General features: G+C 68.0%; 20 protein-coding genes. 8 read left to right on the top strand and 12 right to left on the bottom strand.

Annotation, left to right across the window (positions count from 1 at the left end; translation table 11 throughout):
• Positions 1–55: 55 nt before the first annotated feature.
• Both ACX40P_RS06480 and ACX40P_RS06475 read right to left on the bottom strand, forming a co-directional pair.
• Entirely contained in the window at positions 56–832 is a 777-nt protein-coding gene (locus ACX40P_RS06480; protein WP_459125507.1) for an alpha/beta fold hydrolase, read from the bottom strand.
• Positions 807–1,247 (bottom strand): GFA family protein, encoded by a 441-nt coding sequence (locus tag ACX40P_RS06475; RefSeq protein WP_459125506.1) that lies wholly within the window; start codon positions 1,245–1,247, stop codon positions 807–809. The genes ACX40P_RS06480 and ACX40P_RS06475 overlap by 26 nt, the downstream gene beginning before the upstream one ends.
• A gap of 65 nt (positions 1,248–1,312) precedes the next feature.
• Between ACX40P_RS06475 and ACX40P_RS06470 the strand changes: the two genes are divergently transcribed.
• The 4 genes from ACX40P_RS06470 to ACX40P_RS06455 all read left to right on the top strand — a co-directional run bounded on the left by ACX40P_RS06470 (position 1,313) and on the right by ACX40P_RS06455 (position 5,789).
• Positions 1,313–1,759, top strand: a complete 447-nt coding sequence (locus ACX40P_RS06470; protein ID WP_459125505.1) for a MarR family winged helix-turn-helix transcriptional regulator — start codon at positions 1,313–1,315, stop codon at positions 1,757–1,759.
• A complete protein-coding gene (locus ACX40P_RS06465) occupies positions 1,752–2,828 on the top strand; it encodes an HlyD family secretion protein (protein ID WP_459125504.1) in 1,077 nt (358 codons plus the stop codon). Before ACX40P_RS06470 ends, ACX40P_RS06465 begins: the two co-directional genes overlap by 8 nt.
• A gap of 118 nt (positions 2,829–2,946) precedes the next feature.
• Positions 2,947–4,554, top strand: a complete 1,608-nt coding sequence (locus ACX40P_RS06460; protein WP_459125503.1) for a DHA2 family efflux MFS transporter permease subunit — start codon at positions 2,947–2,949, stop codon at positions 4,552–4,554.
• A gap of 44 nt (positions 4,555–4,598) precedes the next feature.
• Entirely contained in the window at positions 4,599–5,789 is a 1,191-nt protein-coding gene (locus ACX40P_RS06455) for an acetyl-CoA C-acyltransferase (protein WP_459125502.1), read from the top strand.
• Between the two features lie 33 nt (positions 5,790–5,822).
• Here ACX40P_RS06455 and ACX40P_RS06450 read toward each other — a convergent pair whose 3' ends face one another.
• Entirely contained in the window at positions 5,823–6,200 is a 378-nt protein-coding gene (locus ACX40P_RS06450; RefSeq protein WP_459125501.1) for a VOC family protein, read from the bottom strand.
• Positions 6,201–6,212: 12 nt separating this feature from the next.
• The gene (locus ACX40P_RS06445; protein ID WP_459125500.1) at positions 6,213–6,701 is read right to left on the bottom strand and encodes an SH3 domain-containing protein; all 489 of its coding nucleotides are present in this window, start codon (positions 6,699–6,701) and stop codon (positions 6,213–6,215) included.
• An 89-nt stretch (positions 6,702–6,790) separates the two neighbouring features.
• Here ACX40P_RS06445 and ACX40P_RS06440 point away from each other — a divergent pair, with 89 nt between their 5' ends.
• Positions 6,791–7,789, top strand: a complete 999-nt coding sequence (locus tag ACX40P_RS06440; protein WP_459125499.1) for a 2-hydroxyacid dehydrogenase — start codon at positions 6,791–6,793, stop codon at positions 7,787–7,789.
• A gap of 119 nt (positions 7,790–7,908) precedes the next feature.
• Positions 7,909–8,406 carry a PilZ domain-containing protein gene (locus ACX40P_RS06435; RefSeq protein ID WP_459125498.1) on the top strand — a complete coding sequence of 166 codons (498 nt, stop codon included), beginning with the start codon at positions 7,909–7,911 and terminating at the stop codon, positions 8,404–8,406.
• A 23-nt stretch (positions 8,407–8,429) separates the two neighbouring features.
• Here ACX40P_RS06435 and ACX40P_RS06430 read toward each other — a convergent pair whose 3' ends face one another.
• The 4 genes from ACX40P_RS06430 to ACX40P_RS06415 all read right to left on the bottom strand — a co-directional run bounded on the left by ACX40P_RS06430 (position 8,430) and on the right by ACX40P_RS06415 (position 13,662).
• Positions 8,430–9,833: an NAD(P)H-dependent flavin oxidoreductase gene (locus ACX40P_RS06430; protein ID WP_459125497.1), complete on the bottom strand. Its 1,404-nt coding sequence runs from the start codon at positions 9,831–9,833 to the stop codon at positions 8,430–8,432.
• Positions 9,834–9,902: 69 nt separating this feature from the next.
• A complete protein-coding gene (locus tag ACX40P_RS06425) occupies positions 9,903–11,048 on the bottom strand; it encodes a glycosyltransferase family 4 protein (RefSeq protein ID WP_459125496.1) in 1,146 nt (381 codons plus the stop codon).
• A gap of 23 nt (positions 11,049–11,071) precedes the next feature.
• A complete protein-coding gene (locus ACX40P_RS06420; RefSeq protein ID WP_459125495.1) occupies positions 11,072–13,000 on the bottom strand; it encodes a potassium transporter Kup in 1,929 nt (642 codons plus the stop codon).
• 185 nt (positions 13,001–13,185) lie between these two features.
• Positions 13,186–13,662, bottom strand: coding sequence for an Lrp/AsnC family transcriptional regulator (locus tag ACX40P_RS06415; protein ID WP_459125494.1), 477 nt, complete (start codon positions 13,660–13,662; stop codon positions 13,186–13,188).
• A gap of 129 nt (positions 13,663–13,791) precedes the next feature.
• On the opposite strand from ACX40P_RS06415, the gene ald reads away from it, so the two are divergent.
• The gene (ald, locus tag ACX40P_RS06410; RefSeq protein WP_459125493.1) at positions 13,792–14,898 is read left to right on the top strand and encodes an alanine dehydrogenase; all 1,107 of its coding nucleotides are present in this window, start codon (positions 13,792–13,794) and stop codon (positions 14,896–14,898) included.
• A gap of 38 nt (positions 14,899–14,936) precedes the next feature.
• Positions 14,937–15,149, top strand: coding sequence for a DUF3072 domain-containing protein (locus ACX40P_RS06405; protein WP_459125492.1), 213 nt, complete (start codon positions 14,937–14,939; stop codon positions 15,147–15,149).
• 37 nt (positions 15,150–15,186) lie between these two features.
• Here the strand turns inward: ACX40P_RS06405 and ACX40P_RS06400 are convergent, their stop codons facing one another.
• The 4 genes from ACX40P_RS06400 to ACX40P_RS06385 are packed head-to-tail and all read right to left on the bottom strand — an operon-like array spanning position 15,187 to position 18,666.
• The gene (locus tag ACX40P_RS06400) at positions 15,187–15,822 is read right to left on the bottom strand and encodes a tetratricopeptide repeat protein (protein WP_459125491.1); all 636 of its coding nucleotides are present in this window, start codon (positions 15,820–15,822) and stop codon (positions 15,187–15,189) included.
• The gene (locus ACX40P_RS06395; RefSeq protein ID WP_459125490.1) at positions 15,822–16,211 is read right to left on the bottom strand and encodes a cytochrome c-type biogenesis protein; all 390 of its coding nucleotides are present in this window, start codon (positions 16,209–16,211) and stop codon (positions 15,822–15,824) included. The genes ACX40P_RS06400 and ACX40P_RS06395 overlap by 1 nt, the downstream gene beginning before the upstream one ends.
• Positions 16,208–16,735, bottom strand: coding sequence for a redoxin family protein (locus ACX40P_RS06390; protein ID WP_459125489.1), 528 nt, complete (start codon positions 16,733–16,735; stop codon positions 16,208–16,210). Before ACX40P_RS06390 ends, ACX40P_RS06395 begins: the two co-directional genes overlap by 4 nt.
• On the bottom strand, positions 16,732–18,666 hold the full coding sequence (locus tag ACX40P_RS06385; RefSeq protein ID WP_459125488.1) for a heme lyase CcmF/NrfE family subunit: 1,935 nt from the start codon (positions 18,664–18,666) through the stop codon (positions 16,732–16,734). The genes ACX40P_RS06390 and ACX40P_RS06385 overlap by 4 nt, the downstream gene beginning before the upstream one ends.
• Positions 18,667–18,789: the final 123 nt, after the last annotated feature.

The following is an 18,789-nucleotide window of genomic DNA, read 5'->3' as shown; positions in this document are numbered from 1 at the left end:
AATTCCTCGGTATACGCGGACACTGGCGGGAAACTGCGCCCCCGGTCCGCCCCGGTCAAGCGGCGAGGAAGTCGGCGATCGCGGTGCCCAGCTCGGGCTTCGTTACCGCGCTCATGTGTCCGCCGGGAATGCTGACGTGGCGCGCATCGGGCAGGGCATCGGCCAGCGCCTGCGCCGATCCGACCTCGTCGTCATCCTCGCCCATCACCACCAGCGCGGGCTGGCGGAAGGAGGCGACCTCCTCCAGCGTGGTGTCGGCGAAACTGTCGAGCACCGCGGTCAGTGCGACCGGATCGCCGCCGGTCGTCTTCAGAAACGCCTCCGCCATGAACGCCGGCGACCCGCGTGGATGCGTGCCGAGATTGCCGAGCACATGGCGGAAATAATCGGTGCGGCGATGCACGTCGGTCACCCCCTCCAGCCCCATGCCGGCGAACACGATGCGCCGCGGCGTCGCACCCGTCGCCAGCATCCGCGCGGTCGTGCGCGCGCCGAGCGAATAACCGCCGAGATCATAATCGGTGAGCCCGAGATGCGCGATCAGCGCGTGACCGTCCCGCGTCAGCGCATCGACCGGATAGGCGGCGGCGTCGCGCGGCTTGGCGCTCTGCCCATGCGCGCGCAGGTCAGGCATCACGACGCGGAAGCCCTTCGCGGCGATGGCGGCGGCGTGGCCATAGCGGATCCAGTTGGTGTTCGCGTCGCTGAAATAGCCGTGGATCAGCACGACGGTCCGCCCCTCGCCCATCACATGGCAGGCGAGACGCTGCCCGTCGAAGCCGTCGAAGAAGACCGTCTCGGGTTTGTCAGTCGGGGAGCTTGCCACAGGCATCCATCCATCTCTTCACGACGTTGTCATTCTCCTCGCTGCGCATGCGCTTCAGCGCGCCGGTGTCAACCCACGCCTCATGCAGGCTCTCCACCGCATAGTGCATCGTCGGCACGAACGGCGACGGATCGTCGAAGCTGGCGACGGTCAGGTCCATCATGTCGCTGTCGGGGAATTCGAAGGTCAGGGTCGTGCCGCATGTCGCGCAGAAACCGCGACGGGCGATCGGCGAAGAGCGATAATAATCTAGCTCCCCGACCCAGCGCACATCGGCCTTGCGGACGTTGACGAGCGCGAGGCTGACGTTGCCACTGATACGCTGACACATGCGGCAATGACACAGATAGGCGTCGGTCGACCCGACCTCCGCACGATAGCGTTTGGCGCCGCAGAAGCACCCACCCTCCATCGCCGTCATCGCATCCTCCCGTTCGTGTCGAAATATTGCTGGATTCAGTAAGCACACTTATTATATGCGCCGGCATGAGCGATACTCTAGGTTTTCTCATCAGCGATGTCTCGCGCCTGATGCGCCGCCGTTTCGACGAGCGCGCACGGTCGTTCGGCGCCACGCGTGCGCAGTGGAAGACGCTGGTCACCCTCTCCCGCAACGAAGGCATCAACCAGGGCCGGCTCGCCGACCTGCTGGAGGTCGAGCCCATCACCCTGTGCCGCATGATCGACCGGCTGGAGGAATCCGGGCTGGTCGAGCGCCGCCGCGATCCCGCCGACCGCCGGGCATGGCAGATCTTCCTGACCGACGCCGCGACGCCGCTGCTGGAAACGATGCGCGCGCATGCCGACGCGATGTTCGAGGCGGCCTTCAGTGGGCTGAACGACGCCGCGCGAACCCAATTGAAGGATGCGCTTGCCCGCATCCGCGACAATCTACTGGACGACCCCATGCTGAAGGACGCAGCCCATGGCTGAGGCAGACCCCCGGATCGACGCCGCCGAGATCGCTACGGCTACCCCCGTTGCCGAACAACCGGCGCCGGCGAAAACGAAGCGCCGCTGGATCCGCCCGCTGCTGATGTTCGGCGTGCCGCTGATCGTCATTGGGTTCGTCGCCTGGCTGTGGGCGACGTCGGGCCGCTACGTCGACACCGACAACGCTTATGTCTCGCAGGACAAGGTGTCCGTGGCAAGCGACGTCGCCGGCCGCATCGTGTCGGTGAACGTGCGCGAGGACCAGCAGGTGAAGGCGGGCGACCTGCTGTTCCGCATCGATCCGGAGCCGTATCGCATCGCCGTCGCGCAGGCGAACGCGCAGATCGCCGGTGCGCAGGTGACGGTGCAGACGCTCCAGACCAGCTATGCCGGCACCGGCGCCGACATCACCGCCGCCCGCGACCGGATCGCGGCCGCGCAGGAGGATTATGCGCGGCAGGCCGAACTGATGCGCCGCGGCTTCACCACCCGCGCGCGTCTGGAACAGTCGCAGCACGCGCTGGAACAGGCTCGCGCCGGGCTCCAGAGCGCACAGGCCGATGCGAACGAGGCGCGCGCGAAGCTCGCCACCGGCGCCGCCGTGCCGGGTCAGAACCCGCAGATCGCCGCCGCGCAGGTCGCGCGGTCGAAGGCGCAGCTCGACCTGTCGCGGACCGAGGTCCGCGCGCCGGTGGGTGGTCAGGTCAGCCAGGCCGACCGGTTGCAGGTCGGGCAGATGATGGTCACCGGCCTGCCCGCCGTCACCATCGTCGCCGACACGCGATCGTGGGTGGAGGCGAACTTCAAGGAAACCGACCTGAACAAGATGCGCGTGGGGCAGGCCGCCGAAGTCAGCTTCGACGCCTATCCCGGCCTGAAGCTGAAAGGCCATGTCGCCTCGATCGGCGCGGGCACGGGCAGCGAATTCTCGGTGCTGCCAGCGCAGAACGCCAACGGCAACTGGGTGAAGGTAACGCAGCGCGTGCCGGTGCGCATCGCCATCGACGAGAAGAGCCCGCGCCAGCTGATCGCGGGGCTGAGTGCCGATGTGCGGGTGGACGTGCGATGACACGCCTCCCCTCCCTGAAAGGGAGGGGTCGGGGGTGGGTCGGCCCGTTGGCTGACGTGCCCATGCCCCTCATGCCAACCCACCCCCGGCCCCTCCCTTCCAGGGAGGGGAGGTAGCCGTGGCAACCGCAGCATCCGCCCTCGCCTCCGCTTCCGCGCGCCCCATCCCCGCCCCGCCCCCGGCGGGCGTGGCGGCGCTCGCCACGACCAACCGTCCGCTGCTGACGGTCGGCGTCATGCTCGCGACGATCATGCAGATCCTCGACAGCACGATCGCCAACGTCGCCCTGCCGCATATGCAGACCGCGCTCGGCGCCACCGCCGACACGGTGACGTGGGTGCTGACCAGCTACATCGTCGCGTCGGCCATCGCGATCCCAATCACCGGCTGGCTGTCCGACCGTATCGGCAGCCGCAACCTGTTCCTGTGGTCAGTCGCGGGCTTCGTCGCGTCGTCGGCGCTGTGCGGTCTCGCTACGGGTCTGACCGAGATGGTGATCTTCCGCATCCTGCAAGGCATCAGCGCCGCGTTCATGAACCCGCTGAGCCAGACGGTGATGCTCGACATCAACCCGCCCGAACGACAGGGCAAGGCGATGGCGATCTGGGGCATGGGCATCATGGTCGGCCCGATCCTGGGGCCGCTGATCGGCGGGTGGCTGACCGAGAGCTACAACTGGCGCTGGGTGTTCTACGTCAACCTGCCGCTCGGCGTGTTCTGCTTCGTCGTGCTGTGGGCGCTGCTGCCGTCGCGGCCGGTGCGGGTGCGGCCGTTCGACGTGATGGGCTTCACGCTGCTGGCGCTCGGGATCGCCGGGCTGCAATTGATGCTGGATCGCGGCCAGAACGAAGACTGGTTCTCCTCGCCTGAAGTGGTCATCGAGGCGACGATCGCCGGCATCGCGCTCTGGATGTTCGTCATCCACCTCTTCACCGCGAAGAAGCCGATGTTCGAACGCGAGATGTTCGCGAACCGCAACCTCGTCACCGGTCTCGCCTTCATGCTGGTCGTCGGCGTGGTGATGATGGCGACGATGGCGCTGCTGCCGCCGATGCTCCAGCGCATCTACGGCTATCCCGTGCTCGACACCGGCGTGCTGATGATGCCGCGCGGTGTCGGCGTGCTCGTCAGCATGTTCGTCGCAGCGCAGTTGACGCAGCGCGGGTTCGACCCGCGCATCCTGGTCGGCGTCGGTTTCTCGGTCGCGGCGTTCTCGCTGTGGCAGATGACGCACTGGACGGTGGTGATGGGGTCCACCCCGTTCATCGTCGACGGACTGGTGCAGGGTCTGGGCCTCGGCCTCGTCTTCATGCCGCTCAACCAGATGGCGTTCGCGACGCTGCCGCCGCAGTTCCGGACCGAAGGCTCGTCGCTGATGAACCTGATGCGCAACATCGGCGCGTCGGTCGGCATCTCGATCGTCACCGCGCTGCTGGCCCGCAACATCCAGACCAGCCATGCCGACCTCGCGCCGCACCTGAATGCGTCGGCGATGGCGGGATACGACCTGTCGATGCTGCAACGCTTCGGCGTGGCATCCGACAGTGTGCTGTCGATGCTGGACGGGATCGTGAACCGGGAGGCGGCGATGATCGCCTATCTCGACGATTTCTGGCTGATGGCGATCGTCACCGCGCTGTCGGTGCCGCTGGTCGTGTTCCTGAAGAAGCCGCCGAAGCCGCCCGCCGGCAAGAAGGTCGACGCGCCACCGGTCGACCTGCACTGAGAAGCCGGGTACGGCGCCACGCAAAGTCATCGAGAGGATTTACCATGCCCGCCGCCGACCCCGTCGTCATCGTCAGCTATGCCCGCACGCCGATGGGCAGCTTTCAGGGCAGCCTGTCCGGCGCGTCCGCGACCGAACTCGGCGCGGCGGCGGTAGGCGGTGCGGTGGAGCGGGCGGGCGTGTCGGGCGATGCGATCGACCGTATCTACATGGGCTGCGTGCTACCCGCCGGCCTCGGCCAGGCGCCCGCGCGACAGGCGGCGCTGAAGGCGGGCCTGCCGCAACAGATCGAGGCAACCACGCTCAACAAGATGTGCGGCAGCGGCATGCAGGCCGCGATCATGGCCGCCGACACGCTGGCCGCCGGCTCCGCCGACGTGATCGTGGCGGGCGGCATGGAGAGCATGACCAACGCGCCGTACCTCTCGATGCGCCACCGCGCCGGCGCACGCATCGGGCACGACGTGCTGAAGGATCACATGTACCTCGACGGGCTGGAGGATGCCTACGATCCGGGCAAGCTGATGGGCAGCTTCGCCGAGGATACCGCGCGCGACTATCAGTTCACGCGCGCTGCGATGGACGACTTCGCGATTGCGTCCTTGCAGCGCGCACAGGCCGCGCAGACGTCGGGTGCGTTCGATCGCGAGATCGTCGGCGTCGCGGTGTCGGGTCGCAAGGGCACGACCACCGTTACGCTGGACGAACAGCCGGCCAAGGGCGACATCGCCAAGATCCCGACGCTGAAGCCCGCGTTTTCGAAGGACGGCACGATCACCGCCGCCAACGCCTCCTCGATCAGCGACGGCGCCGCCGCGCTCGTGATGACGCGCGCCAGCGTGGCGGAGCGGCTCGGCCTGACGCCCATCGCGCGCGTCGTCGCGCACGCCGGCCACGCGCACGCCCCGTCGCTGTTCACCACCGCGCCCGTCTTCGCGATGCGCAAGGCGCTGGACAAGGCCGGCTGGAGCATCGGCGACGTCGATCTGTTCGAGGTGAACGAGGCGTTCGCCGTCGTCGCGATGATCGCGATGCACGACCTGTCGATCGGTCACGACGTGCTGAACGTCAACGGCGGCGCCTGCGCGCTCGGCCACCCGATCGGCGCCAGCGGCGCGCGCGTCATCGCGACATTGCTGTCGGCGCTGGAGGCGCGGGGCGCGAAGCGCGGACTGGCGTCGCTGTGCATCGGTGGTGGCGAAGCGACCGCGCTGGCGGTGGAATTGATGGGCTGAAGTCCGGCGGCGATGCGTTGTGTCGAATAGCTTCTAGCTCGCTGCGAAGGTGAGCGCCTCGATCTTGTTGCCGTCAGGATCGAGAACGAAGGCAGCATAGTAATTCGCGTCATATTCCGGCCGAAGACCCGGCGGCCCGCCGCCCCTACCGCCGTTCGCCAAGGCGATTTCGAAGAACGCATCCACGGCGGCGCGCTTCTCGACTTCGAAGGCAACGTGACTTCCATTTCCGACCGTCGCCGGTTTGCCGTTCGTCGGGAGGTTGAGGCTGAAGACGGTGATGCCCGCGCCGTAGCCTGCCGCCTCTTCGACATCGAGGGTCAGTCGAAGACCCAGCGCGGCCATCACCGGATCATAGAACGCGCGAGCACGAGCGAGGTCGACGGTACCGAGTGAGACGTGATGCAGCATCGTGATCTCTCCTTACGGCAGCGTCTCGCCGGCATCGACACCCCATAGGTGGATCGCCTCGACGAAGCCGCTGCGCCCCTTCACGTCGAGGCGGCACCAGCCGGCGTCGCACTGGCTCAACCGCCCGACGACGCCCGGTTCGGCGCGATACTGGACGCGGCCGGCCGGGCGGGGCGTGTCGCGTAGCGCAACGATCGTGTCGACGACGATAGCGGTGCGCGTCTCGGTCAGCAGGTTCGCCTGCATCCAGCCCTGTTCGCCGCCCGGATCCTCGACCTTGCGCCATTCCTTGAAGATGGCGACGATCTTGAGCGGCAGGCCGGCGCGGACGTATAGCCAGCTGGCGGGGTAGTTGCGGCCGGGGCCGGTGCGCATCCGCGCCTTGCCGGCGGAAATCGAGGCGTAATAGGGCGTCTTGCGCCCCTGCGCCGCGGCGTCCGTCACCGGCAGAGCGAGCCCCACCGCCGCCGCCGTTCCGATCGTCGCCGCCATCCAACGCATCACAATTTCCCTTCGCACGCCCATGTAGCGGTGGGGAGCGCCCGGCTTCAACCGTTGACTGGGACGGCGCGGCGCTTCAAGCCGGATGCATGGCCGACGCCCCGCGCCCCGCCCGCCCCCGCGTGATCGTCACGCGCGAACTGCCCGACGCGGTGATGGCACGGCTGTCGGCGCTGTTCGACGCGGAGCTGAACCACGGCGACGTGCCGATGGATCGCGACGCGCTGGCACGCGCGATGGCGGACTGCGACGTGCTGGTGCCGACCGTGACCGACACGATCGACGCCGATCTGATCGCAGGCGCGGGCGATCGACTGAAGCTGATCGCCAACTATGGCGCGGGCGTGAATCACATCGACTTGAAGGCGGCGCGCGCGCGGCGGATCATCGTCACCAACACGCCGGGCGTGCTGACCGAAGATACCGCCGACATGACCATGGCGCTGATCCTGAGCGTGCCGCGCCGGCTGGCGGAGGGCGAGAAGCTGGTGCGGTCGGGCGCTTGGGATGGCTGGTCGCCCGGCGGGATGCTGGGCCACCGCATCGGCGGCAAGGCGCTGGGGATCGTCGGCATGGGCCGGATCGGCAGCGCGGTCGCACGCCGCGCGCGCGCGTTCGGCCTGTCGATCCACTATCACAATCGCAACCGCCTGCCGCCGACCGTCGAGGCCGAGTTGGGCGCAGAGTATCACGCCGACCTCGACGACCTGCTGCGCACGGTCGACATCGTCACGCTGCACACGCCGCGCAACGCCGACAGTGAAAATTTGATCGACGCGCGTCGGATCGCGCTGATGAAGCCGTCCGCCTATCTCATCAACGCCAGCCGCGGCGGCATCCTGGATGAGGATGCGCTTGTCACCGCGCTGGAGGGGGGACGACTCGCCGGCGCCGGGCTCGACGTGTGGCAGCACGAACCCGTGATCGACCCGCGGCTGCTCGCCCTGCCCGGCGTCGTCATGCTGCCGCACATGGGATCGGCGACCTATGAGGGGCGGCTGGCGATGGGGGAGCGCGTCGTCGCCAACATCCGCGCCTGGACCGACGGCATCCGTCCGCCAGATCAGGTACTTGAGGGCTGGGCATAGCGTCTACACGGCCGTGGATTTGTGCGACAAGCAACCGCTTGGTAACGCCTTGGGCCTAATGAATTTTGACCAAGCCTCGGCGCTTCCGCCGGTGCGATCAGGTCGGAAATCAGCGTCAAGTGAAGCAGCGTGAGCCACGTCGAACGATCAAGATCACCGCACGGATGAAGACCGCCAGCGGCTGGCAGGACGTGGCCATCGAGAATGTATCGGCGCACGGGATGAAGATCTCGGTCACCTGCCCGCCCCAGCGCGGCGCCTATATCGAGATTCGCCGCGCCAGCCAGATTGTCGTCGCCCGCACCGTCTGGGTCGATGGCAACGACTGCGGATTGCGCACACAGGACGTGATCGACATTCCCGCGCTGGTGAACGCGCACGCGATACGGGCCGAAGAAGTCATCGCCGCTCACGCCGCCGATCACCGCAAGGGACCACGCGCCGCATCGGTGGCGGCGCGAAGCACCCGCTTCGCTCGTCATTTCCAGTGGATGGCGGTCGCCGCCGCCGGCACCGCCGCCGCGGGCGTGCTCGCAGTGATAGCGGCGGAAACGCTCCGCCGCCCGTTCACCGCGATCGAAACCGCGCTGGTCGGTGACACCGGTGGCGGCAAATAGATCGACCAACCGTGTCGGCCGGTTCAATCGCCCGTCAGGATGCGATCGACCAGCTGCTTGACGGTCGGCACGAAGCCGTTCGAATAGAACGGATCCTTGCGGAAGTTGTACGCGGCATGGCCGGCGAACATCAGGTTGCGATCGGTATCGCCACCATGCGCGATATCCTGCAACGTCTTCTGGATGCAGAAACTGCGCGGATCGGCAAGCCGTCCGGTCGAGTTCGTCTCGGTATCCGCCCACGACGAGAAGCTGCACTGGCTGAGGCAGCCCATGCAGTCGGACTGGTCCTTGCGGATCACGCCCTTTTCCTCCGGCGTCACGAAGACAAGCGTGTTGTCCGGCGTCTTCAGCGCATCGGTGAAGCCCAGCCCGAACCATTCGCGCGCGCGCAGCAGGTCGTTGCGGGTCACCCAGAAGTTCTTGCCCTTCACGCCCACGTCGAGCTGATGGGTATGATCGCCCGCCTCCTGTGTGGAGAAGGCGATCTGCCGCTCCGACCGCGCCTCCAGCTGGCGCAGAAACGGATTGCGCACCGCGCTGGAATAGAAGCCAGTCGGCGAGAAACGGTGGAGCAGCACGTCGCCGGGCTCGACGTCCATCAGCTTGGCCTTCCACCCCTCGGGGATCGGGCTCTCCTGCGTCAGCAGCGGGCGCGTGCCGAACTGGAAGGCGATGCGGCCCAGCTCGGGATTGTCGATCCAGTCGCTCCAGTCGCGCAGGTACCAGACGCCGCCCGCCATCACGATCGGCACTTCGTCGGAGATGCCGCCCTCGCGCATCACCTCGCGCAACTCCTTGACGCGCGGGTACGGGTCCTGCGGCGCCAGCGGGTCCTCGGCGTTCGACAGGCCGTTGTGCCCGCCCGCCAGCCACGGATCCTCGTAGACGACCGCCGCCAGCCACTCCGCCGCCTTCGAATAGGCGCGCTTCCACAGCGCGCGGAAGGCGCGGCCGGAGCTGACGATAGGCAAATAGCTGACGCCGTAGGACGCGGTGATCTCGGACAGCTTATAGGGCATGCCGGCACCACAGGTCACGCCGGACACCAGGCCGCGGGTGCGCTCCAACACGCCGTGCAGGATGCGCTGGGCGCCGCCCATTTCCCACAGCACGTTGATATTGATCGCGCCCTTGCCGCCCGCGATGTCCCAAGCGCGCTTCACCTGCTGCACCGCGCCTTCGATGGCGTAGGCGATCAGCTCCTCGTGCCGGTCGCGGCGCGTCAGCGCGCTATAGACCTGCGGGATGATCTTGCCCTCGGGATCGTAGCTGTCGGCGTTCACCGCGGACACGGTGCCGATGCCGCCCGCCGCCGCCCAAGCGCCCGCCGATGCGTGGTTGGTCGCCGCGACTCCCTTGCCGCCTTCGACAAGGGGCCAGACCTCTCGGCCACCATAGACAATCGGGGTCAGGCCCTTGAACACATCGCCTCCGCAAAACACTCAGTTTGCCGCCAATAAGCCGCATTCCCGCCGAACGCGAGAAATAAGTCCTTACAGGATCGGCAGAAGCGCACCGGGCCGGCCCAGAGCATCCTCGTACAATCGCGCGTAGCCGGTCACCATCGCGCTTTCATCGAACATCGTCCGCGCGCGCGCCTGATTCTGCTGCCCCACCCAACGCCGCTGTTCCGCGCTGTCGGCGAGCCACTTCAGCCGGTCGCGCAGCGTCACCTCATAGCGATCCTCGGTCAGGAACGGGCGGTTCTCCTCGCTGACCATCAGCGGAACGTCACCCACCGGAGGCGACACGATAGGCAACCCCGCCGCCATCGCCTCCATCACCGCGACCGGCTGCTGCTCCGTGCGCGAGGACAGCGCGAAGATGTCGAACAGGCCCATGTAGCGCGCGGGATCGGGGAGATGGCCGGGCATCACCACCTGATCCTCCATGAACATCGCCTCGACCTGATCCTCGATCGCGGTCTGCTCGGGTCCTTCGCCGACGATGATTAGGCGGACCTTGCCCGACACACCGCCAACCGCGCGGACCAGCAGGGGAATGTCCTTGTCGGCGGTCAGCGGCCCGACCGCGCCGATGACGATCTCGCCCTTGCGGCGGGTGAAGCCGGGGATGGCCCTGGGATCGCAGCGTTCGGCGTAGCGCAGGGTCGGAATGCCGCCGGCAATGCGGTGGACCTTGGCGCGCGGCTGTTTCCAGACGTCGAGCGCGATCCGCTCCAGCGCTTCGCTCGGGACCGCGAGCGCGTGCGCCGCGGAGAGCGCGAAGCGGCGGTAATAGTTGCGTTTCCGACTGAGCCGAACCGCTTCGTCCGGGCCGAAGCCGTCCTCGTGGTGGACGAGCGGCGGCGCGTCCTTCGGGAAGACACGGCGGGCCATCACGCCGTCGATCGCATCCCAGCCATAGGTCAGGACGAGGTCGAAGCGGCGCATGTATTTGGCGATCGCCTCGAAGCGGGCGACCGAGGGGCTGCCGGTCAGCGGCGGCGGGTTCTGCGCGATCTCGTATGCGATGCCGGCCGCGATTGCTTCACGCGCGCCGAGGTCGTCGGGCGACACCGACACGATGGTGTGTCGCGCCATGTCACCGAAAGCGGACATCAACCGGGCGGAGCGCAGGCCACTGCCGGAGCGAGAGAAGCGCCCGTGGAGATGCAGGACGTGGATCGGCTGCGACATCAGGCGCCCCGCACGATCACCGCTCAGATCTCGACCTGGCTGCCGAGTTCGACCACGCGATTGGTCGGCAGGCGGAAGAACTCCATCGCGCTTTCGGCGTTGCGCAGCATCCAGGCGAACAGGTGTTCGCGCCACAACGCCATGCCCGGCTTCTCGGAGGGCAACAACGTCTGGCGGGCGAGGAAGAAGCTCGTCTCCATCATCCGGAACTCGCCGCCGCAGCGGTGGGCGAGCTTCAGGGCGGCGGGTACGTCGGGTTCCTGCATGAAGCCGAACTTCAGGATCATGCGGTGGAAGCCCTGCCCCAGATCGTCCTGCTTCACCCGGTACTGATCCGGCACGAACGGCACGTCGGCGATCTTCACGGTCAACAGGATGACGCGCTCGTGGATGACCTTGTTATGCTTCAGATTGTGGAGCAGCGCGTGCGGCACGCCGTCCGCCGCCGAGGTCATGAACACCGCGGTGCCGGGCACGCGCGCGGCGGAGTTGGCCGCGGACTGGATGAACACCTTGATCGGCATCGCGGCCTCGGCCAGCCGCTCGATCATCAGCGCGCGGCCGCGCGCCCAACTGGTCAGCAGGATGAAGACGACGATGCCGACCAGCAGCGGGAACCAGCCGCCGTCGGGTACCTTCGTCAGGTTCGATGCGAAGTACAGCCCGTCGATCGCGACGAAGATGCCGACGAACCCGGCGACCAGCCACAGCGGCCAGTTCCACACGCGGCGGAAAAGTACGCCCATCATGCAAGTGGTAATGAACATCGTGCCCGTCACCGCGATGCCGTAGGCGGCGGCGAGGTTCGACGATTCCTTGAACCCCAGGATCAGCAGCATGACCATCGTCAGCAGCGCCCAGTTGACCGAGGGAATATAGATCTGCCCGGCTTCGGACGCGGAGGTGTGTTCGATGCGGATGCGCGGCATCAGCCCCAGCTGCACCGCCTGCTGCACCACCGAGAAGGCACCGGTGATGACCGCCTGGCTGGCGATGACGGTCGCCATCGTCGACAGGATGACGAGCGGCAGGCGGAAGTCGTCGCTGGCCATGAAGAAGAACGGGTTCTCCGCCGCCGCCGGGTTCGACAGCAGCAGTGCTCCCTGCCCCAGATAGTTGAGCATCAGCGCGGGCAGCACCGGAAAGCCCCAGGCGAGCTGGATCGGAAGGCGGCCGAAATGGCCCATGTCGGCGTAGAGCGCCTCCGCCCCGGTGACGCACAACACGACCGAACCGAGCGCCAGAAAGGCGAGCACGGGATCGAGCGCGGCGAAGCGGAACGCCCACACCGGGCTTAATGCCTGAAAAATCTCGGGGCGGGCGGCGATGTTGACGACGCCGAGCACGGCGAGCGTCGTGAAGTAGATGAGCATGATCGGCCCGAACAGCCGGCCGACCTTCGCCGTGCCGACCGATTGCAGGTAGAACAGCGCGACGAGAATGCCGATCGAGATCGGCAGCACCCAGCTTTCGAAACCCTGTTCGATCGTCGACAGACCCTCGACCGCCGACAGCACGGAGATGGCCGGCGTAATCATGCAGTCGCCGAAGAACAGCGCGGTCGCGAGCACGCCCAGGAGAACGAGGCTGGGCCCCCAGCGCTTGCCCGGGCCCCCGCCGGTATGCCGCTGGATCATCGCCAGCAGCGCGAGACTGCCGCCCTCGCCATTGTTGTCGGCGCGCAGGATCAGCAGCACGTATTTCAACGTCACGATCAGCATCAGCGACCAGAACATCAGGCTGACGACGCCGAAGATGTGCAGTTGATCGACCGCGAGCGGATGATGCCCGACGAAGACTTCCTTCATCGCGTAGAGCGGGCTGGTGCCGATGTCGCCATAGACGACGCCGATCGCCCCGACCGCGAGCCGGGCCACGCCCTGCTTCGCATGGGTGTGACCGGGAACGTCGCTGTCGTGGGAGAGGGGATCGGCGGGGAGCGTATCGCTCACCGGCGGGAACCCTGAGCCTGGGTACGGGCAGTAACGGTCATCATAACGACCAAACGCGCCTCTCTTGGCATGGAAGCGGCGCGCCTAGCACTGTGCGAAACGCCCCGCAACGGGGCGACTCGGGGCCGTACCGCGACGGGGCGATCGGGGCGTGGGTGTTGCGGAAGTGTCTTTACTTCGGCGCATTACGTCCCCGTCCCGAACATCGCATCCGCCTCCCCGCGAGTCGGCACCTCGCGCAGTACGAAACTGCTGGCGATCGTCACCACGCCCGGCAGGCGCCCGAGATGCTCGCGGTGGATGCGCTCGTAGTCGTCGAGGTCGCGGCACAGCACCTGCAACCGATAGTCCTGATTGCCCGACACCAGCGCGCAGTGGGTGATGCCGTCGATCGCCCCGACCGCGCGTTCGAAGGTCGCCAGATCCTCCTCCGCCTGCGTGCCGAGCGTGATGTCGACGATCGCCAGCACCTTGAACCCCAGCGCACGCCGCCCGAGTCGCGCCGCATAGCCGCGGATCGCCCCGCCCGCCTCCAGCGCCTGGATGCGCCGCGTGCAAGCCGACTGCGACAGGCCGACGCGCGCCGCGATCTGGCTCACCGAGGCGCGCGCGTCCGCGGCGACGATGCGCAGGATGGCGGTGTCGATTCGATCAGTGTGCATGGATTATAGGCATATCGCCTCGCAACCGGCGAATCCATGCTCGCAGCAGCACCCGACGCGTGCGACTTTGCAGGGATTTCCCGCCATCTCATGCGTTATGGTCAGGATAATCAAATCAGGAGAGCGACCATGCGCATCGGTGTCCCCAAGGAAATCAAGAACCACGAATATCGCGTGGGGCTGACCCCGCCCTCGGTCGCCGAACTGGTTGCCGCCGGTCACGAGGTGATCGTCGAGACGCAGGCCGGTGCCGGCATCGATTTCGACGATGCCGATTATACCGGCGTCGGCGCGCGCATCGTCGGCACCGCGGCCGAGGTGTTCGCCGCCGCCGACATGATCGTGAAGGTGAAGGAGCCGCAGGCGGGCGAGATCGCCATGCTGGAGCCGCGCCACACGCTCTTCACTTACCTCCACCTCGCCGCCGACAAGCCGCAGGCGGAGGGGCTGATGAAGTCCGGCGCGACCTGCATCGCGTACGAGACGGTGACGGCGGCGCGCGGCGGGCTGCCGCTGCTGAAGCCGATGTCGGAGGTCGCCGGCCGCATGTCGGTGCAGGTCGGCGCGCATTATCTGGAGAAGGAACAGGGCGGTCGCGGCGTATTGCTGGGCGGTGTGCCCGGTGTCGCGCCGGCGAAGGTCGCGATCCTGGGCGGCGGCGTCTCGGGCGTGAACGCGGCGCAGATGGCCGTCGGCATGCGCGCCGACGTCACCATCTACGACATCAACAACGACCGGCTGGCCGAACTGGACATGTTCTTCAGCTCGCAGATCAAGACCGCCTATGCGTCGAAGGCGGCGATCGCGGCTGCGGTGAAGCAAGCTCATCTCGTCATCGGCGCGGTGCTGGTGCCCGGGGCGGCCGCGCCCAAGCTGGTCACGCGCGAGATGGTGAAGACGATGAAGCGCGGGTCGGTGCTGGTCGACATCGCGATCGATCAGGGCGGCTGTTTCGAAACCAGCCATGCGACGACGCATCAGGATCCGGTGTTCGAGGTGGACGGCGTGATCCATTACTGCGTCGCCAACATGCCCGGCGCGGTCGCGCGCACGTCGGCGTTCGCGCTCAACAACGCGACGCTGCCGTTCGCGCTGAAGCTCGCCAATCTGGGCGCCGAAGCGGCGATGCGCGCCGATCCGCATCTGGCGGCGGGGCTGAACGTGTTCGGCGGCAAGATCGCCTACAAGGCGGTCGCCGACGATCTCGACCTCCCCTATCAAGCGTGGAACGGATAAGGAACAGGCGAGTTGGTCATCGCGAAAGGAATTTCACGATGACCGACAATCCGAAAGACCATCCGACCGGCAATGCCGAGAAGAACCCCGACGACTGGACCACCGGCGGCGAGGCGATGACGGGCGCACAGGCGAGCTATCTCAAGACGCTGTCCGAAGAGGCCGGCGAGACGTTCGACGATACGCTGACCAAGGCGGACGCGTCGAAGCGGATCGACGAGCTGCAGGCCGAAACCGGCCGGGGCCAGTAAACTCCACCGCGTGTCCCGGTTCGCCGGGACACGACGGTTATCGCGCGTCGCGACCGGCAGGACTGGCGAGGAAGCGCTCGAGCAACGCCAGCCGTTCGTTGATCTGCGCGCGGAACGCGAGATCGGGCGACAGGCGGAACGCGCGCTCCCACAACGCGCGGGCCTCCCGGAACTCACCCGCCTTCACCAGCGCGACGCCGAGGAAGAACGGCGGTGCCGGATGCTCCGGCGCCAGCTGCATCGCCCGACCGAATGCCAGCCGCGCGGCGGGCGAAACCACGCCGCCGTCGCTCGCGACATAGGCGCCGCCCAGCCCCGTCCAGATCGCCGGATCGGTCGGATAGCGGTTCACGCCACCCAGCAGCAGCGCTACCGCGCTTTTGGGCGAGCCGCTGCGGATCAGCGCATCGGACGCGAAAAACAGCGACTCCGCCTGCGTATGCCGGCCGAACATATCCAGCCGCAGCTCGCTCAGGCCCGGATCGACGGTGACCGCCTCGGCGGACGGCTGCGCGGGCGATGCCGGCAGACCCGGCCGTGCCTGCAGCGCATAGCCGGCGGCACCGAGCGTCAGCGCGGCAAGTACGAAGGTGCCGAGATGGCGCGGCAGGCCGAGCGCGCGCGCACCGAAGAACGCCCCCGCCGCCAGTATCGCGAGGAACACCCAGCCCATCAGCGCGCCCTTCGCCGGAAACTCGCCCGCGCGACCAGCAGCCCGATGCCGAGCAGCACGATCGGCGCCAGCCACAATGGTGCGGTGAGCGCGCTGAATGGCGGGTCGTAGGTGACGTAATCGCCATAGCGCTCGATCAGCCACGCGCGGATCGCCGACGGCTCCTCCCCGCGCGCGATACGCTGCCGCACCAGCGCGCGCATGTCGGCGGCCATGTCGGCATCGCTGTCGGCGATCGACTGGCCCTGACAGACGAGGCAGCGCAACGTCTCCATCAGCGCCTTCGCCTGCCGCTCCTGTGCGGGATCGGCGAGCTGCGTGTCGGCATAGCGCGCGGGCTGCGCCGCCGCCGGTGCGGCGAACAGCAGGAGGATGGCGAGCGCCCTCATCGCGCCTTCTCCAGTTCGGCAAGGATGACGGGCACGTCGTCGGCGCGGATGTCCCCGATGTGCTGCGCGACGATGATGCCGCGCCCGTCGATCACGAACGTCTCCGGCACGCCGGCCGAACCGAGCGCGAGCTGTACCGCACTGGCGGGGTCGTTACCTATCCGCTGATAGGGATCGCCATGGCGCGACAGGAAGCGTTGCACGTCGCCGCCCTTGTCGCGGATCGCGACCGCGTCGATGCGAGCGCCGCCACGGCGCAGCGCGTCGAGCTGCGGCGCCTCGATCGCGCAGGGCACGCACCAGCTGGCGAAGACGTTCAGGAGGCGCGGCTGCCCGTCGCGGAAATCGCGCGCGTCGAGGCCGGGCTTGCCCGGCACCATCGGTGGCAGGGTGAAGGCGGGCAGCGGCTTGCCGACCAGCGCGGACTTCACGCTACGGTCGGCGGGCGCGTTCAGCTGCGACGCCGCCACCCACAGCACGACCGCAAAGGCCGCCAGCGGCACCCAGATCAGCCAGCGCCTCATCCGAACCGCGCCGCCCGCCGCTCGGCCCGCTCGCCGCGTCCCGCACGCCACACGCGACCGACCAGCGCCAGCGCGCCGCCCAGCGCGATCATGCCGCCGCCCAGCCAGATCAGCGTCACGAACGGCTTCCACCACAGCCGCAGCTGCCACGTGCCGCCCTCACCCTGCGCACCCAGCACGACGTAGAGCTGCCCGTCGATCCGGGTCGCGATCGCCGCCTCGTTGGTCGTCGTCGGCGGGTTGGCGAAGAAGCGCTGCTGCGGCCGCATCGCGAACGGCGCGCCATCGCCACGCCGCGCGGTCAGCCGCCCCTCCAGCGCCGACCAGTTCGGGCCGATCGCCGGGCTGATCCCGTCAAACGCGACGCGAAACGGCCCGACCGCCACCGTCTGGCCGGGCCGTGCGGCGACCAGCACTTCCTTCGTGAACGCGCTGTCGCTCGCCATGCCGAACAGGCTGACGGCGGCGCCCAGATGCGCGATCACCATGCCCCAGATGATGAGCGGCGTGCGGCGCAGGTTGCGCTTCCACAGCGGCGCGATGCTGCCGACCGCGACGCCGACCGCGACGACGAGTCCCGCGAACGGCAACACGCCGATGCGGCCCGAGAACACGACCAGCGCCCCCAGCGCCAGCATCGCCGCGCCGATCGGCACGATCAGGCGGTTGGCCAGCGCATCCCAGCTGTCGCGCCGCCAGCGGATCAGCGGCCCGGCGACCAGCGCGACCATCATGGCGAGCGCGACCGGCCCGGTCGCCGCGTTGAAGAAAGGCGGGCCGATCGACAGCTGCACCCCCGCCCCCGCCGCGACGATCGGATAGAGCGTGCCGATCAGCACGACGCCGAGGATCACGCTCAGCAGCAGGTTGTTGAGCACCAGCGCGCCCTCGCGGCTCAACGGCTCGAACGTCGTGCCGGCCTTCACCGTGCCGATGCGGAGCGCGAACAGCAGCAGCGCGCCGCCGATGTAGAGTGCCAGCAGTGCTAGGATGAAGCTGCCCCGCGCAGGGTCCACCGCAAAGGCGTGGACCGAGGTGAGGATGCCCGACCGGACGAGGAAGGTGCCGACCATGCTCATCGAGAAGGCGACCACCGCCAGCATGATCGTCCATGCGCGCAGCCCGTCGCGCGTCGCCAGCACGGTCACCGAATGGAGCAGCGCGGTCGCGGCCAGCCACGGCATCAGCGAGGCGTTCTCGACCGGGTCCCAAAACCACCAGCCGCCCCAGCCGAGCTCATAATAGGCCCAGTAGCTGCCCGCGGTGATGCCGATCGTCAGGAATATCCACGCGACCAGCACCCATGGCCGCATCGCCTTCGCGAATGCCGGCCCGACGTCGCGCGTCACGAGCGCACCGACCGCGAAGCTGAACGCCACCGACAGGCCGACATAGCCGAAGTAGAGCGTGGGCGGATGGAAGGCGAGGCCGGGATCCTGCAACAGCGGGTTCAGGCCGTTGCCGTCGACCGGCGCCGGATCGACCCGCGCGAACGGGTTCGACGCGAGGAGCAGGAAGGCGAAGAAGCCGAGCGCGATCAGCCCCTGCGCGCCCAGCGTCGCGGTCAGCGTGCGCGGATCGAGCCGCCGTTCGAACAGCGCGATGCCGGCGCCGGCGATGCCCAGCACCATCACCCACAGCAGCATCGACCCCTCATGATTTCCCCACGCGGCGGCGACCTTGTAGAGCATCGGCTTGGCCGAATGGCTATTCTGCGTGACGAGCAGCACCGACATGTCGCTCCGCGCGAACACGAACACGAGGCAGAGGAAAGCGACCAGCCCCAGCGCGCCACCGACGACCGCCACCGGGCGGATCATCGCGGCGACATCGTCCCGCCCGGTGCGCAGCGCGATCGCCGCCGTCACCAGCTGCAACAGCGCCATCGCCGCGGCGAGCCACAGCGCGGCGAGGCCGGCCTCGGCGATCATGCGGCCATCCGGACGGCTTCGTCACCCCGGACGTGTTCCGGGGTCCACCGTTCCGCAAACGCAGCGATGGTGGCGTACGCACAGCGGTGGACCCCGGAACAAGTCCGGGGTGACGGTGAGTGG

The organism is Sphingomonas sp. RS2018, from assembly GCF_054489605.1.
Note: the sequence above shows the minus strand (reverse complement) of the source record. Positions and strands in the feature narration are given on the sequence as shown.

Coding starts and splice junctions, on each gene's coding strand:
- ACX40P_RS06390 (WP_459125489.1), bottom strand. CDS start 16,735: ATGAGGCGCTGGCTGATCTGGGTGCCGCTGGCGGCCTTTGCGGTCGTG.
- ACX40P_RS06405 (WP_459125492.1), top strand. CDS start 14,937: ATGACCGACAATCCGAAAGACCATCCGACCGGCAATGCCGAGAAGAAC.
- ACX40P_RS06385 (WP_459125488.1), bottom strand. CDS start 18,666: ATGATCGCCGAGGCCGGCCTCGCCGCGCTGTGGCTCGCCGCGGCGATG.
- ACX40P_RS06470 (WP_459125505.1), top strand. CDS start 1,313: ATGAGCGATACTCTAGGTTTTCTCATCAGCGATGTCTCGCGCCTGATG.
- ACX40P_RS06440 (WP_459125499.1), top strand. CDS start 6,791: ATGGCCGACGCCCCGCGCCCCGCCCGCCCCCGCGTGATCGTCACGCGC.
- ACX40P_RS06475 (WP_459125506.1), bottom strand. CDS start 1,247: ATGACGGCGATGGAGGGTGGGTGCTTCTGCGGCGCCAAACGCTATCGT.
- ACX40P_RS06465 (WP_459125504.1), top strand. CDS start 1,752: ATGGCTGAGGCAGACCCCCGGATCGACGCCGCCGAGATCGCTACGGCT.
- ACX40P_RS06400 (WP_459125491.1), bottom strand. CDS start 15,822: ATGGGCTGGGTGTTCCTCGCGATACTGGCGGCGGGGGCGTTCTTCGGT.
- ACX40P_RS06455 (WP_459125502.1), top strand. CDS start 4,599: ATGCCCGCCGCCGACCCCGTCGTCATCGTCAGCTATGCCCGCACGCCG.
- ACX40P_RS06415 (WP_459125494.1), bottom strand. CDS start 13,662: ATGCACACTGATCGAATCGACACCGCCATCCTGCGCATCGTCGCCGCG.
- ACX40P_RS06450 (WP_459125501.1), bottom strand. CDS start 6,200: ATGCTGCATCACGTCTCACTCGGTACCGTCGACCTCGCTCGTGCTCGC.
- ACX40P_RS06445 (WP_459125500.1), bottom strand. CDS start 6,701: ATGCGTTGGATGGCGGCGACGATCGGAACGGCGGCGGCGGTGGGGCTC.
- ACX40P_RS06395 (WP_459125490.1), bottom strand. CDS start 16,211: ATGAGGGCGCTCGCCATCCTCCTGCTGTTCGCCGCACCGGCGGCGGCG.
- ald (WP_459125493.1), top strand. CDS start 13,792: ATGCGCATCGGTGTCCCCAAGGAAATCAAGAACCACGAATATCGCGTG.
- ACX40P_RS06480 (WP_459125507.1), bottom strand. CDS start 832: ATGCCTGTGGCAAGCTCCCCGACTGACAAACCCGAGACGGTCTTCTTC.
- ACX40P_RS06425 (WP_459125496.1), bottom strand. CDS start 11,048: ATGTCGCAGCCGATCCACGTCCTGCATCTCCACGGGCGCTTCTCTCGC.